Here is a 14,072-nt window from a genome sequence, read left to right as displayed (position 1 = left end):
GCGGGGTGGTCCTGCGACCCGTTATTCCGCCAGGGCGGCGGCCCGGCGGGCTGTCGTGGCGTGGGTCACAGCGGCCACGGCGAGGGCCCGGACGATCGGGTGCGGCACGGTCCCGTCGCCGTGCAGCTCCGGCTGGAACAGGGTCGCCAGGAAGAAGGGGTGCCCGGGCAGCTCCGCGATGCGCACCTGCCCGTCCTCGTCGTGCCCCGACAGGCGCAGCCCGTGCGCGGCGAGCGTGGGCAGGAGGCGGGGCTCGGGGCCGTAGTTGCAGTGGTAGCGCTCCGTCGAGCGTTCCGCGCCGAGCGCGGACTCGGCGAGCGAGCCGGGCTCGGCCCGTACGAGGCCCTGATGGCCGACGAGCGAGCAGGCGAGCGGCGTGATCACCGGGTCCCCGGCCCCGGGGTCGTTCTCGGCGTGCGAGGCGTCGGCGAGGCCGCACACGGTGCGGGCGTACTCCAGCAGGGTGTGCTGGAAGCCGCCGCAGGTCCCGAGGAAGGGGATGCCCTCCTCCCGGGCCACCCGGATCGCGGCCAGCACCCCGGACTCGCTGGCGTACGGACTGCCGGGCAGCACCCACATCGCGTCGAAGGCGCCGAGCGCCCCGGAGGCGGCCTCGGCCCCGGCGTCGCCGGTGGGGATCCAGTAGGCGTCGAGCACGAGGCCGTCGCGAGCGGCGAGGGCGTCGAGCAGGAGCGGGATGCGGACGTGGGACTTGACGTGAGGGGAGCGGTCGCCGACGAGGGCGATCCGCGCGGTCTGTGCGGTGGTCATGTGGATCATCTTGCGGCGGGGGTTCACTTCAGCGCCAACGATGGTTCCTGCACGCTCGATAAGCACCACTGATACACACCCCCGACCCGGATCCCCCTCCAGCCTCGCCGGCGTGTGAGCCCCGGGTCCCCCTCCAGCCCGTCCGGCGTTTGAGCCCTGGGCACATCCAGCCTCGCCGGCGTTTGAGGCGCGGGGTCTGGGGCGGAGCCCCAGAACGGGTCCGGGGCGGAGCCCCGGGGAACGGTGGAAGGGCGGGTAGGGGACCGCTCCGCGCAGCGGCACCCCCGGGGCGGCCCGCACGCGAGGGGCCGTCGGGGCCGGGCGCGCGCCGGGGCACCTCCTCGGGCGTCGAACCTGCGGAGGCAGCGGACATGCGCGGCGTGGTTGTGTTCGACGCCCTGCGGGGGCGTCCCGCCGCACACCCGACCCCGCCGGCGCGGGAGCACGGGCTTGGCCCGCCGGGCGCCCGCGTTCGACGCCTGAGGAGGTGCGCCGCCGCACGTCCGAGCACGGCGGTGCGGGGGTGTGCATGGTGGGCGCCCCGCAGGGGAGCGGCATGCTGGGCCGATGGATCCGCATCTGCTCCGTACCTTCGTCGCCGTCGTCCGGCTGGGTTCGTTCTCCGCCGCCGCCCGGGAGCTGGGCTACACCCAGTCCGCCGTCTCCCAGCACATCGCCGGCCTGGAAGCCGACCTGCGGACCGAGCTGCTCACCCGGCGGCCCGTCGCGCCGACCCCGGCGGGGACGCGGCTGCTGGAGCACGCCGGGCCGCTGCTGCTGCGGCTCGACGCCGCGCGCGCCGACGTGCTGCGGCTGGCCGCCGCCCCGCCCGGCCGGGTCACGCTCGCCGCGTCCCCCCTCTCCGTCGGGCCCCGGCTGCTCGCGGCCCTGCCCGCCACCGGGGTCACCCTGCGGGTCATGCCCCCGGTCGAGGTGCCCGCCGCCGTCGCCACCGGCGGCTGCGACCTGGGACTCGTCGACGGCCCCGCCGCGCCGAGCGACCCGCTGCGGCTGCCCGACGTGGCCCCGCTCACCGTGACCGGCGTCGGCGAGGAGGAGGTCGCCGTGCTGCTGCCCGCCGGACACCCCTTCGCCGGGCGGGCCTCCCTGCGGCTGGACGACCTCGTCGACGCGCGCTGGCTCGACGCCCCCGACCTGTGCACCCCGCCGCTCCACCCGGCCCGCTCGGCCTCCCTGCGTTACGACGGCACCGACCTCCTCGGGCTCTGCGCCCTCGCAGCCGCCGGCCACGGCCTCGTGCTGCTGCCGCGCCGCGTCGCAGAGGCCGCCGGCGCGGGAGTCGCGGTACCCCTGTCCGCACCCCGTCTGGTGCACCGTACGGAGCTCCTCTCACCCGGCACCCCGACCGGCGCGGCCGCTGCGCTGGCCGGGCGCCTCACGGCAGGATCACCCGTATGACACGTGAACCCGCACCCTTCACGGCCGACGACTACGCCGCCCGGATGGCCTCCGCCGCGCAGACCGCCGCCGACGCGGGACTCGCCGGGCTGCTCATCGCCCCCGGGCCCGACCTCGCCCACCTCACCGGCTACCGTCCCACCGCCGAGACCGAACGGCTGACCCTCCTCGTCCTGGCCGCCGGGCAGGACCCGGTCCTGGTGGTGCCCGCCCTGGAGGCCCCCGACGCCGCCAAGGCCGCCGGCGCCCCCGCGCTGACCCTGCGGGACTGGGCCGACGGGAAGAACCCGTACGCCGTCGCCGCCCCGCTGCTGGAGGTCGCCGGCCGCTTCGGGGTCAGCGACAACACCTGGGCCCTGCATCTCCTCGGTCTCCAGCGGGAGTTGCCCGCCACCTCCTACGTGCCGCTCACCGACTCCCTGCCGATGCTCCGCGCGGTGAAGGACGAACGGGAACTGGAGCGCCTGGCGGCGGCGGGGGAGGCCGCCGACGCCGCCTACGAGCAGATCCTCCACGTCCCCTTCGCGGGCCGCAGGGAGACCGACGTCGCCGAGGACCTGGCCGCCCTGCTGCGCGCGCACGGCCATTCCCAGGTCGACTTCACCGTCGTCGGATCCGGCCCCAACGGGGCCAACCCGCACCACGAGGCCGGTGAACGGGTCATCCAGCGGGGGGACATGGTCGTCCTCGACTTCGGAGGCCTGCGCCACGGCTACGGCTCCGACATCTCCCGTACCGTGCACGTCGGCGAGCCGACCCCCGAGGAGCGGCGCGTGCACGACATCGTCCGCGAGGCCCAGCAGGCCGGTGTCGCTGCGGTCCGCCCCGGCGTCTCCTGCCAGGAGGTGGACCGGGCGGCCCGCGCCGTGATCACCGAATTCGGCTACGGCGACCGCTTCATCCACCGCACCGGCCACGGCATCGGCGTCACCACCCACGAACCCCCGTACATGGTCGAGGGCGAGGAGCAGCCGCTCGTGCCCGGCATGTGCTTCTCCGTGGAGCCGGGCGTCTACCTGCCCGGCCGGTTCGGCGTGCGCATCGAGGACATCGTGACCGTCACCGAGGACGGCGGGCGCCGCCTCAACAACGCCCCGCGCGAACTCGCGATCGTCGAATAGGCGAAGGGGGCGCGGACCTCACGGGCCCAGGACCACCGCCGATTCGCCCGGTACGTGGATCCGCCCGTCCGGGCCCGGGTGTTCCACCGGCTCCCAGGCGGCCAGTACCCGGACCCCGTTGCGGCCGAGCGCGATCGTCACCGGCTCCGGGGACAGGTTGACCGTGACCCGGATGTCGCCGCGCCGGAAGGTGAGCCAGCGCCGCTCCTCGTCGTAGGCGACCCGGACCGCCGCCAGGTCCGGGTCGCGCAGGTCCGGGTGGGTGCGGCGGAGCGCGACGAGGGTGCGGTACCAGGCCAGCAGACGGGCGTGCGCGCCCTGTCCGGGCTCCGCCCAGTCCAGGCAGGAGCGGTCCCGGGTGGCCGGGTCCTGCGGGTCCGGGATCTCCTCCGCCTTCCAGCCGTGCGCCGCGAACTCCCGGCGCCGGCCCGCCCGTACCGCCTCGGCGAGCTCCGGGTCGGGATGGTCGGTGAAGTACTGCCAGGGCGTCCCGGCCCCCCATTCCTCGCCCATGAACAGCATCGGCACGAACGGCCCGGTCAGCGCCACCGTCGCGGCGCACGCCAGCAGACCGGGGGAGAGGGAGGCGGAAAGCCGGTCGCCGAGCGCCCGGTTGCCGATCTGGTCGTGGGTCTGCGCGTAGCCGAGGAACCGGTGCGCCGGGGTCCGGCGCCGCTCCACCGGGCGCCCGTGGGTGCGCCCCCGGAAGGAGGACCAGGTGCCGTCGTGGAAGAACACCCGGGTCATGGTCTTGGCGAGAGCGGCGAGCGGAGCCTCGGCGAAGTCGCCGTAGTACGCCTGGGATTCGCCGGTCAGCGCACAGTGCAGGGCGTGGTGGAAGTCGTCGTTCCACTGGGCGTGCAGTCCCAGCCCCCCGTCGGCGCGCGGGGTGACGGTGCGCGGGTCGCACCGGTCCGACTCGGCGATCAGGAACAGCGGCCGCCCGGTGTCCGCCGCCAACCCGTCCACCGCCGAACCCAGTTCCTCCAGGAAGGTCAGCGCCCGGTCGTCGGCGAGGGCGTGCACGGCGTCCAGCCGCAGCCCGTCGATCCCGTAGTCGCGCAGCCAGGCCAACGCACTGCCCAGGAGGTACGCGCGGACCTCGTCGGAGCCGGGCGCGTCCAGGTTCACGGCCGCGCCCCACGGGGTGTGGTGCGTGTCGGTGAAGTACGGGCCGAAGGCGGGGAGGTGGTTGCCTGAGGGGCCGAGGTGGTTGTGGACCACGTCCAGCACCACGCCCAGCCCGGCGGCGTGCGCGGCCCGGGTGAACCGGGCCAGCCCGGCGGGACCGCCGTACGGCTCGTGCACCGACCAGGGCGCGACCCCGTCGTACCCCCAGCCGTGCCGCCCCGGGAAGGAACACACCGGCATCAGCTCCACGTGCGTGACGCCGAGCCCGGTGAGGTGGTCGAGGCGGGCCGCGGCGGCGTCGAAGGTGCCCTCGGGGGTGAAGGTGCCGACGTGGAGCTCGTACAGGACGGCGTCCTGGAGCCGGGTGCGGGGCGGCGCGGCCGGCGCCGGGGAGGCGAGGGCCGCGAAGTCGACCACCGCCGACAGCCCGTCGGGGCCGTCCGGCAGCCGCCGGCCGCGGGGGTCGGGCCGCGGGACGGTGTCGGCGTCCAGCAGGAACCCGTACCGGCTGCCGTCCCCGGCGGGCGCCTCCACCGCCCACCAGCCGTCGCGGACCGGATCGCGCGTCATGTCGTACGTCGTGTCGTCGAGTCGCAAGGCGACACGACCTGCCAGTGGTGCCCACACCTCGAACTGCACGGACGGGTCCCCTCGTCTCCGGCGGTGTCCAGCATGCGTATCGTGCCCATCATTCCGGGCGCGGCGGGGGAGTTCTGGACACTCCGCCCCCGACGGGCCGACAATCACCCTGTGACGTCGAGTTTCGAGTTCCCCGCCTACCCCGTGCCGCGGCTCTCCGATGCCGAGCGTGACCGGGCGCTGGGCCAGCTCCGGGAGGGCGCGGCCCTCGGGAAGCTGTCCCACGACACTTTCCTGCGCCGGATGGAACTCGCCCTGGTCGCACGCCGCTCCGAGGACCTCGCCGTCCTCACCGCCGACCTCCAGACCAGGACGGGCACCGAAAGCGGTTGGACCCGTCGGCTGTTCGGCTGGGTCGGCCGGGCCTCCGCCGTGAGCGTCGGCGTCCGGCGTGCCTGGGCGGCGGAGAAACTGCCCAAACTGCTGCTCCCGCACCCGAGCTCGATGCCGCTGCGGATCGGCCGCGACCCGGGCAACGGGCTGCGGCTCAGCCACGAGACGGTGTCCCGGGTGCACGCGGAGCTCACCATGCAGGGCGGGGTGTGGGTGGTGCGGGACCTCGGCTCGACCAACGGGACCACGGTCAACGGGCTCCGGGTCACGGGCTCCGCGCTGGTGCGCGACGGGGACCAGATCAGCTTCGGGAAGATGGCCTTCCGGCTCTCGGCGGGCTGATGCCGTGACCGGGCATACGGACGCGAAGGGCCGCCGTCGCCCGCGTACTTCGACGTCGGCCACCTGCTCCCGACCGACGGCCACCCCTGGGGCAGCATGGGCTCCATGGAACCGCGACACACCCCCGTCATCCGCCGGGCACGCCCCGCCGACCTGCCCCGCCTGGTCGAGCTGATCCACGAGCACGTCGCCTACGAGAAGTCCGCGCCGCGCCCGCCGGGGCTCGCCGAGCGGCTCGCCCCGCAGCTGTTCGCCGACGGCGCCCGGCTGTGGGTGCTGCTGGCCGAGGCCCCCGGCGGCGAGGTCGCCGGCTACGCCGCCTGTTCGACCGAGTTCGCCTTCTGGGACGGCGGCCACTACCTCCACATGGACTGCCTCTACCTCTCGGAGGAGGCCCGGGGGCACGGTCTCGGAGCCGCCCTGATGGACGCGGTGCGGGGCCTGGCCCGCGAGCTCGGCCTCGACCACGTCGAGTGGCAGACCCCCGACTGGAACGAGGGCGCCATCCGCTTCTACGACCGGCTCGGCGCCACCGGCCGGCCCAAGCGCCGGTACGCGCTGCCGACGGACCCCGCCGGAGCCTGAGCACGGGCTACCGCCCGGCCGCCACGAGGCGTTCGTACGCCGCCAGGACCGTGCGGGACTGGTGCTCCACCTGGGTGGTCACCGGGACCCAGCGGGCCCCGAAGCGGGCCGAGAACTCCTCGCACCATCCCGTCACCAGCCGGTCCAGCCCGGGCGCCGCCGGATGGCCCTGCGCGCGGAGCACCCTCAGCAGCATCGCGGCGGCGCGCAGCGACAGACGCCGCCCGAAGGCGTCGATGCTGGAGATGTACGCGGCGGTGGCCTCCGCGGGTGCACCGGCGCCGGTCCACTCCGCGGCGATCCGGGGGATCAGCGCGAGGGTCCAGTCCACGGCGCGCAGCAGGGCCCCGGCCATCGGATCGGGCCCGGCGGCGGCCCCCTCCCGCGCCCGGGCGACGGGCTCGGCGTCCGTGGTGAGCCGGCCGGCCAGCAGGCGCAGGGCGCCGCGCGGGTCGGGGTGCGGGGCCGGATCGTCCACCAGGTCGGAGGCCCACATGGGGACTTCGACGATGGCCGTGGTGCCCGCGTACCGGTGGGCGTGGTACCAGGTGCTGAGCCGGGTGTCCTCCGGGTGGAAGGCGCCGGCGGCCTCGCTCCCCGGCTCCGGGATCACGAAGATCCCCGGCCCGGGGGAGGGCCAGCCGGCGGCGTCCGAGGCCCCGTTCTCCACGGGGATGCGCAGCTCGGCGGCCGATTTGCCGAAGGGCTCGGCGAGGCCGGGGATGTCCCGGGTGAGCTGCACCCAGGAACCCCCGAGGTCCGTCGCGTGCAGGGAGACCTGGAGGACGGGGCGGAGTTCGTCGATGAGGGCGGTCAGGGCCAGGGTCTCGGGCGGCAGCCGGTCCGGGGGCAGTAAAGACGGCGCCCACTCGGGCTGTTCGGGCCCGGGAGGCCGGTAGAAGCTGCGGTGGTAGTCGAGGAGCGAGTAGGGCCGGGGCGTGCGGTGCAGGCCTGCCCCGTCGGGGTCGGCGCAGAGCAGGAAGTGCCAGCCGCAGCCGGCCCGGGGCGCGGGCTCGCGCAGCAGCCGGCGCGCCAGGGCCAGCGCGGTGGCCCCGCCGACGGGCTCGTTGGCGTGTGCTCCGGCGACGACGAGCACGTTGCGGCCGGTGCCGTGCCCCGTGGGCGCGAGGGACAGCACCCAGAGCGGCTCCCCGCCCCGGGAGGCACCGGCCCGGCGGAGAAGGGCGTCGCCGGGGTGCTCGTCGGCCAGGGCCCGGGCGGTCAGGGCGAGTTCGTGCGGTGTGGGGTAGCGCGTGTCGCGGAGGAGCGTCATAAGTGATGCCATGCCCGCCGTGGCGCCCGGCTACTGCTCCGCGAGCCCCGAACTTCCCCGGGTGAAACCCCTGGCCAAGGCCCTGTCCCTGCCGGGTCGGGTGCGTGCCGGGGTCCCCGCTGGGCGTCGGCCCCGATGCTCGGCGGGCCGCCCCCACCGTATCCCCGCGCCGGCGGGGTCGGGTGTGCGGTGGGGCGCCCCCGCAGGGCGACGAACGCGACCACGTCGTACATGTCCGCTGCCTCGTCACGTTCGACGCCCGAGGAGGTGCCCCGGCGCGCGCCCGGCCCCGGCGGCCCTTAGTCGCGGCCCGGGGTGGGGTGCCGCTGCGCGGAGCCGTCCCCTACCCGCCCTTCCACCGTTCCCCGGGGCTCCGCCCCGGACCCCGCGCCTCAATCGCCGGCGAGGCTGGAATTGCCCGGACCCCGCGCCTCAATCGCCGGCGAGGCTGGAATTGCCCGGACCCCGCGCCTCAAACGCCGGCGAGGCTGGAGGGGGACCCGGGCCTCGGACGCCGGCGGGGCTGAGACGGCGGTGTCTACTCGGTGCGGACGAGGGCTGCCACCGGGCGGGAGGCCAGGAGGACGGACAGGTCGGCCTCTCCCGAGCAGGGGTCGTACGGGGCCCCGTCCGTCAGCGGCAGCCACCGGCCCGGCGGCAGCGGCAGCACCGTGCCGCGCCAGCCCCCCGCCCCGGCCAGCCGGTGCGAGAGACGGGTGGCGACCGCCACCAGTCCGGCCGAGCGGGCGAAGGCCAGGCAGTGCTCCGCCGCGGGGCCCCGGGCGGAGAGGGGGGTGTAGCCGGTGAAGAGCTCCGGGCGGTCCCGACGCAGCCGGAGCAGGGCGGACGTGAGGGCCAGTTTCTCCTCGGCGGGCCCGATGGTCGGGGCACCCGCGTCGAGCCGGGCCAGCGCCTCCCGCGGGAACACGGCCGGACGCCGGTTGTCGGGGTCGACCAGCGCCCGGTACTCGGTCTCCGCGCCCTGGTAGACCTCCGGGACCCCCGGCATCGCCAGGTGCAGCAGCGTCATCCCCAGGAGATTGGCCCGGGCCGCCTCGGCCAGCTCCGGCGGGAGGTCCGCGTCGGCCGGGGCGTATCCCGCGACGCCCGCCTCGTAGGCCTCGTCCCGCTCGGTCCAGCTGGTGTGCAGCGCGGCCTCGCGGACCGCCTTGAGGAGGGCACCGGCCAGCCGGGGCGCGGCATCGGGGACCGGGCCGAGGCCCAGCGCGGTCTGCCGGGCCACCCACGACAGCTGGGCGTCGGCTCCGCCGCCGGGCGGGTCCGCCGCGGCCGGCGCCTGGGACAGTACGGAGATCCGGGCACGGACGTCCGCGCTGCGCTTCGTGTCGTGCGTGGACAGCACCGTCCCCGAGCGCGGCCAGTCCCGCTCCAGTTCGGCGCAGTACGCGTGGAACTCCGCCACCGGCACCGCCGGCCGCCCCGGATCCCCGCCGACCTCGGTCGCCGACAGCAGCGGCGCGTACCGGTAGAAGGCGCGGTCCTCCAGGGACTTGGCGCGCAGCGCCGCCGAGGTCTGGGCGAAGCGGGCCGCGAAGGCGGGGTCCCGCGCCAGCAGCTCCCGTACGCCTTCCACCGCGCCCGCACCCGCCACCGCGGCGGCCCGCTCCAGCGCGACCGGGGCCGGCTCCGGATCCCCGGGGTAGGGCCGGTACACGGGGTAGGCGATGAGCAGCTCCCGCACCGCGTCGGCCAGCTCCGGCCCCGCCCGGCGTTCCAGCGCCGCCAGTTCGGCGGCCAGGTCACCGGTCAGCACCTCCCGAGCGCAGGCACCGGCCATCCGTTCCCAGCCGGGGGCTTCGGTCAACTCCTGGTACCGTCCGGCGAGTTCCGCGGCGCCCGCCGGATCCGTGAACACCCCGTCCACCCGGTGCAGCGCGTCGTACCCGGTGGTCCCCGCCACCGGCCAGCCGGGGGGCAGCCGCTCGTCGCGGGCCAGGATCTTCTCCACCACCACCCAGCACCCCCCGCCCGCCGCCGCCCGCAGTCTGCGCAGGTAGCCCTCGGGGTCCGCGAGCCCGTCCACGTGGTCGATCCGCAGGCCCTCCACGACCCCGTCCCGGACCAGCTCCAGCACCTTGGCGTGGGTCGCCGTGAACACCTCCGGGTCCTCGACCCGGACCCCGATCAGCTCGGAGATGGTGAAGAAACGGCGGTAGTTGAGCGAGGTGCGGGCCTCCCGCCACCAGGCCGGCCGGTACCACTGCGCCGCCAGCAGCTCGGCCGGGGCCAGCCCGGCGGTCCCCTCCCGCAGCGGGAACTCCTGCTCCCCGCAGCGCAGCACCTGCCCGTCGGCCTCCAGCGCGCAGGAGTCCGCCGGTCCCGCGAGCACCGGCAGCAGCACCTGCCCGCCGCCCGCCTCCCAGTCGATGTCGAACCAGCGCGCGTACGGGGAGTGCGGGCCCTCCCGCAGCACCTCCCACAGGGGCCGGTTCAGCCGCAGCGGCGTCGGTACCGCCATGTGGTTCGGGACGATGTCGAGCACCAGGCCCAGCCCGTGCGCCCGGGCGGCCGCGCCCAGCGAGCGCAGCCCCGCCTCGCCCCCCAGCTCGGCCCGCACCCGGGAGTGGTCGGTGACGTCGTACCCGTGCGCGGAGCCGGGCACGGCCTCCAGCACGGGGGAGAGGTGCAGGTGCGACACGCCGAGCGAGGAGAGGTACGGCACGGCCTCCTCGGCCGCCGCGAAGGGGAACTCGGGCCGCAGCTGGAGCCGGTAGGTCGAGGTCGGAGGCGTGGTGACGACGGCTTTCGGAGCATCGAATTCCGGTTGCATGTCTGACGGCGGCTGACTCATGAGAACGTACGTACCCAGCCAGCCGGATTCCGTGCCATGGCCCAATGCATACGGGTGACTGCGCCCGGTTAGCGTACATCGGGTGGTTTCAACCGTCGACACCTATCGAAGAGTCATCGGCCTGACCGGGCCCCTCCTGCCGTTCTTCTCCTTCTTCGCCCGGCTGCCCGTCGCGATGTCCCAGTTCGGGAGCGTCCTGCTGGTCGCGGAGACCAGCGGCTCCCTCGCCACCGCGGGCATCGTCGGTGGCGTGCTCTCCGCCGGGCAGGTGCTCTTCGGGCCGGTCCTGGGCCGGCTCGCCGACCGCCACGGACAGCGGCCCGTCGTGCTCGCCGCGGCCGCCGTCAACGCCATCGCCACCACCGGGCTCGTCGTCGGAGCCCTCGGCGGGCTCGGCGTCGTCCCGCTGGCCGCGATCGGCGCCGTCACCGGTGCCTCCGTACCGCTGGTCGGACCGCTCGCCAGGACCCGTTCCGTCGCCCTCGTGCACCGCGCGAAGGCCGACGAGAGCGTCATCGGGGCCGTCCACTCCATCGAAGGGACCATGGACGAGGTCTCCTTCGTCATCGGTCCCGCCCTCGTCGGACTGGCCGCCCTCGTCGCGCACCCCGCCGTCGCCCTCGGGGGCGCGGCCGCGCTGGTCGCGGTCTTCGGCACCGCCTTCGCACTGCACCCGACCGCCGCGGCCGTGGCCGGAGGCCCCGCGCCCGACCGCCCGAAGGGGGAGCGCCGCGCCCGGCCCGCCGGGGTCGTGTACTCCGTACGCGGCTCGCTCTTCCTCCAGGGCGCCATGTTCGGCGGCCTCCAGGCCGGGATCGCCTCGCTCACCGAGGAGTTGGGGGTGCCCGGCCAGGCCGGCATCGTGTACGCCGCCAACGGCGTGGTCAGCGCCGCGGTGGGCCTCTCCCTGGGTGCGCTGCCCGCCCGGTTCGGGCTCCGGCTGCGCTGGCGGGCGGCCACCGCGGCGGCCCTGCTGCTCTCCGCGCCGCTGCTGTTCACCGGCAGCCTGTGGGGGCTGTACCTGATCGTGACGCTCCTGGGCGCGGCCGTCGCACCCCACCTGATCACCGCGTTCGCGCTCACCGAGCGGCACGTGGAGCCGTCCCGGCTCGCCGAGTCGATGGCCTTCGCCACCAGCGCCCTGGTGGCCGGGCAGGCCACCGCCCTGGCCCTGTCGGGCCGGCTCGCCGAGTGGTACGGACCGTCCGGCGCCTTCGCGGTGTCCGTGGGGGCGACCGCGCTCGCCCTGGTGATCGCCCTGTGCACCAGGGTGCCCGCAGGCCGTACCCAGACGGTGGCAGCCTCCGTCCCGGACCGCGAGGACGGCGCGCCGGAGCCTCCCGGGCCGCGCGAGTCCGGTGACGCGACGACCCCCGACACCGCCCCCGGCTACGCCGGCCGCTGAAGCACCACCAGGCTCCGGCCGGTCAGCGTCACCCGGTCCCCGGCCGCGTACTGCGGCCCGGTACCGGGTGGCGGCACCTGCTCCCGGGCGGTGTCCACCACCAGGCGCCACTGGTCGCCGTGCCCGGCCGGCAGGGTGAACTCCTGCGCGTCGGCACCGCAGTTGAACATCAGCAGGAACGAGTCGTCGGTGATCCGCTCGCCGCGCGTGCCCGGTTCGGAGATCGCCTCCCCGTTGAGGAACACGGTCAGCGCGCGGGTGCTCTGCGCCTGCCAGTCGCGGGCCCGCATCACCTCGCCGTGCGCGGTGAACCAGGCGATGTCCGACAGCTCGTCGTGCGTCCCCTCCACCGGCCGCCCGTGGAAGAACCGGCGCCGCCGGAACACCGGGTGGTCGCGCCGCAGCCACACCATCTGCCGGGTGAACTCCAGCAGCGCGGGCGCCGGTTTGCCCGGCACCGGCCAGTCCACCCAGGACAGTTCGTTGTCCTGGCAGTACGCGTTGTTGTTGCCGCCCTGGGTGCGGGCGAACTCGTCGCCGTGGCTGAGCATCGGCACGCCCTGCGACAGCATCAGCGTGGCGATGAAGTTGCGCATCTGCCGCTCGCGCAGCTCCAGCACCTCGGGATCCTCGGTGGGGCCCTCCACCCCGCAGTTCCAGGACCGGTTGTGGGTCTCGCCGTCCCGGTTGCCCTCCCGGTTGGCCTCGTTGTGCTTCTCGTTGTACGAGACCAGGTCGTGCAGGGTGAACCCGTCGTGGCAGGTGGCGAAGTTGATCGAGGCCAGCGGGCGCCGCCCGTCGTCCTGGTAGAGGTCCGAGGAGCCGGTGAGCCGTCCCGCGAACTCGGCCAGGGTGCGCGGCTGTCCGCGCCACAGGTCCCGCACGGTGTCCCGGTACTTGCCGTTCCACTCGGTCCACAGCGGCGGGAAGTTGCCCACCTGGTAGCCGCCCTCGCCCAGGTCCCAGGGCTCGGCGATCAGCTTCACCTGGCTGACCACCGGATCCTGCTGGACCAGGTCGAAGAACGAGGACAGCCGGTCCACCTCGTGGAACTGCCGGGCCAGCGTGGCCGCCAGGTCGAAGCGGAATCCGTCCACGTGCATCTCGGTGACCCAGTACCGCAGCGAGTCCATGATCAGCTGGAGCACGTGCGGGGAGCGCATCAGCAGGGAGTTCCCCGTGCCCGTGGTGTCCATGTAGTGCCGCGGGTCCTCCGTCAGCCGGTAGTACGAGGCGTTGTCCAGCCCGCGGAAGGACAGCGTCGGGCCCAGGTGGTTGCCCTCGGCCGTGTGGTTGTAGACCACGTCCAGGATCACCTCGATCCCCGCCTCGTGCAGGGCCCGCACCGCGGACTTGAACTCCAGCACCTGCTGGCCGCGGTCACCCGAGGCGTAGCCGTTGTGCGGCGCGAAGAAGCCGATCGTGTTGTAGCCCCAGTAGTTGCTCAGTCCGTCGTCGACCAGCCGGTGGTCGTTGACGAACTGGTGCACCGGCATCAGCTCCAGGGCCGTCACCCCGAGCTTCGCCAGGTGCCCGATGACCGCAGGATGGGCGAGCGCCCCGTAGGTGCCGCGCAGCTCCTCCGGCAGATCGGGATGACGCATGGTCAGCCCTTTGACGTGGGCCTCGTACAGCACGGTGTGGTGGTACTCGTGGCGCGGCGGCCGGTCGTTGGCCCAGTCGAAGTAGGGGTTCACCACGACCGAGCTCATGGTGTGCGGGGCGGAGTCCAGGTCGTTGCGCGAGTCGGGGCGGCCGAAGTGGTAGCCGTAGACCTGCTCGCCCCAGTCCACGCTGCCGCTGATCGCACGCGCGTAGGGGTCGAGGAGCAGCTTCGCCGCGTTGCAGCGCAGCCCGCGCTCGGGCTCGTACGGGCCGTGCACGCGGAATCCGTACCGCTGGCCCGGCATCACGCCCGGCAGGTACGCGTGGCGGACGAAGGCGTCCGTCTCGCGCAGCTCCACGGCCGTCTCCGAACCGTCGTCGTGCAGGAGGCACAGCTCGATGCGCCGGGCGGCCTCGGAGTAGACCGCGAAGTTGGTGCCGGCGCCGTCGTAAGTGGCGCCGAGCGGATACGCCTGTCCAGGCCAGACTTGCATGGATAACGACTCTTCCCGTCCTTCAGCGGCTGATCCGGCGTGGACCACGTCACTGGCAGATCTTCCCCGAAAGAGGTGCCCCACACGGGGACTTGGCAGGGGTCCTACCGGGTGACCCGCAGACCTGATATGCGGGTCAGCG

10 protein-coding genes are annotated in these 14,072 nt (G+C 74.8%); 5 read left to right on the top strand and 5 right to left on the bottom strand.

Annotated features, from left to right (window positions below; all coding sequences use genetic code 11):
* Positions 1–21: 21 nt before the first annotated feature.
* Positions 22–771, bottom strand: coding sequence for a hypothetical protein (locus tag ACIQ5Y_RS11585; RefSeq protein WP_403878306.1), 750 nt, complete (start codon positions 769–771; stop codon positions 22–24).
* Between the two features lie 567 nt (positions 772–1,338).
* Here ACIQ5Y_RS11585 and ACIQ5Y_RS11580 point away from each other — a divergent pair.
* Complete coding sequence (locus ACIQ5Y_RS11580) at positions 1,339–2,190, top strand: LysR family transcriptional regulator (protein ID WP_403878303.1); 852 nt, start codon at positions 1,339–1,341, stop codon at positions 2,188–2,190.
* On the top strand, positions 2,187–3,311 hold the full coding sequence (locus ACIQ5Y_RS11575; protein WP_403878300.1) for a M24 family metallopeptidase: 1,125 nt from the start codon (positions 2,187–2,189) through the stop codon (positions 3,309–3,311). Before ACIQ5Y_RS11580 ends, ACIQ5Y_RS11575 begins: the two co-directional genes overlap by 4 nt.
* A gap of 18 nt (positions 3,312–3,329) precedes the next feature.
* On the opposite strand, the gene treZ is transcribed toward ACIQ5Y_RS11575, so the two are convergent.
* Complete coding sequence (treZ, locus tag ACIQ5Y_RS11570) at positions 3,330–5,081, bottom strand: malto-oligosyltrehalose trehalohydrolase (protein WP_403878297.1); 1,752 nt, start codon at positions 5,079–5,081, stop codon at positions 3,330–3,332.
* Positions 5,082–5,192: 111 nt separating this feature from the next.
* Here treZ and ACIQ5Y_RS11565 point away from each other — a divergent pair, with 111 nt between their 5' ends.
* Positions 5,193–5,756, top strand: a complete 564-nt coding sequence (locus ACIQ5Y_RS11565; protein ID WP_403878295.1) for an FHA domain-containing protein — start codon at positions 5,193–5,195, stop codon at positions 5,754–5,756.
* 105 nt (positions 5,757–5,861) lie between these two features.
* Positions 5,862–6,341, top strand: coding sequence for a GNAT family N-acetyltransferase (locus tag ACIQ5Y_RS11560; protein ID WP_403878292.1), 480 nt, complete (start codon positions 5,862–5,864; stop codon positions 6,339–6,341).
* A 7-nt stretch (positions 6,342–6,348) separates the two neighbouring features.
* Here ACIQ5Y_RS11560 and ACIQ5Y_RS11555 read toward each other — a convergent pair whose 3' ends face one another.
* Positions 6,349–7,614, bottom strand: a complete 1,266-nt coding sequence (locus ACIQ5Y_RS11555) for a M14 family zinc carboxypeptidase (protein WP_403878289.1) — start codon at positions 7,612–7,614, stop codon at positions 6,349–6,351.
* Between the two features lie 538 nt (positions 7,615–8,152).
* Entirely contained in the window at positions 8,153–10,405 is a 2,253-nt protein-coding gene (treY, locus tag ACIQ5Y_RS11550) for a malto-oligosyltrehalose synthase (RefSeq protein ID WP_403878767.1), read from the bottom strand.
* Positions 10,406–10,508: 103 nt separating this feature from the next.
* On the opposite strand from treY, the gene ACIQ5Y_RS11545 reads away from it, so the two are divergent.
* Positions 10,509–11,831: an MFS transporter gene (locus ACIQ5Y_RS11545; RefSeq protein WP_403878287.1), complete on the top strand. Its 1,323-nt coding sequence runs from the start codon at positions 10,509–10,511 to the stop codon at positions 11,829–11,831.
* On the opposite strand, the gene glgX is transcribed toward ACIQ5Y_RS11545, so the two are convergent.
* Positions 11,816–13,930, bottom strand: a complete 2,115-nt coding sequence (glgX, locus tag ACIQ5Y_RS11540) for a glycogen debranching protein GlgX (RefSeq protein ID WP_403878284.1) — start codon at positions 13,928–13,930, stop codon at positions 11,816–11,818. The two genes, ACIQ5Y_RS11545 and glgX, sit on opposite strands and share 16 nt — an antisense overlap.
* Positions 13,931–14,072 lie beyond the last annotated feature (142 nt).

Source organism: Streptomyces sp. NPDC096339 (assembly GCF_044762985.1).
Classification (GTDB): Bacteria; Actinomycetota; Actinomycetes; order Streptomycetales; family Streptomycetaceae; genus Streptomyces.
This window is presented reverse-complemented; position numbering and strand designations above follow the sequence as displayed.

Coding starts and splice junctions, on each gene's coding strand:
- ACIQ5Y_RS11585 (WP_403878306.1), bottom strand. CDS start 771: ATGACCACCGCACAGACCGCGCGGATCGCCCTCGTCGGCGACCGCTCC.
- ACIQ5Y_RS11580 (WP_403878303.1), top strand. CDS start 1,339: ATGGATCCGCATCTGCTCCGTACCTTCGTCGCCGTCGTCCGGCTGGGT.
- ACIQ5Y_RS11575 (WP_403878300.1), top strand. CDS start 2,187: ATGACACGTGAACCCGCACCCTTCACGGCCGACGACTACGCCGCCCGG.
- ACIQ5Y_RS11560 (WP_403878292.1), top strand. CDS start 5,862: ATGGAACCGCGACACACCCCCGTCATCCGCCGGGCACGCCCCGCCGAC.
- ACIQ5Y_RS11555 (WP_403878289.1), bottom strand. CDS start 7,614: ATGACGCTCCTCCGCGACACGCGCTACCCCACACCGCACGAACTCGCC.
- treY (WP_403878767.1), bottom strand. CDS start 10,405: ATGCAACCGGAATTCGATGCTCCGAAAGCCGTCGTCACCACGCCTCCG.
- glgX (WP_403878284.1), bottom strand. CDS start 13,930: ATGCAAGTCTGGCCTGGACAGGCGTATCCGCTCGGCGCCACTTACGAC.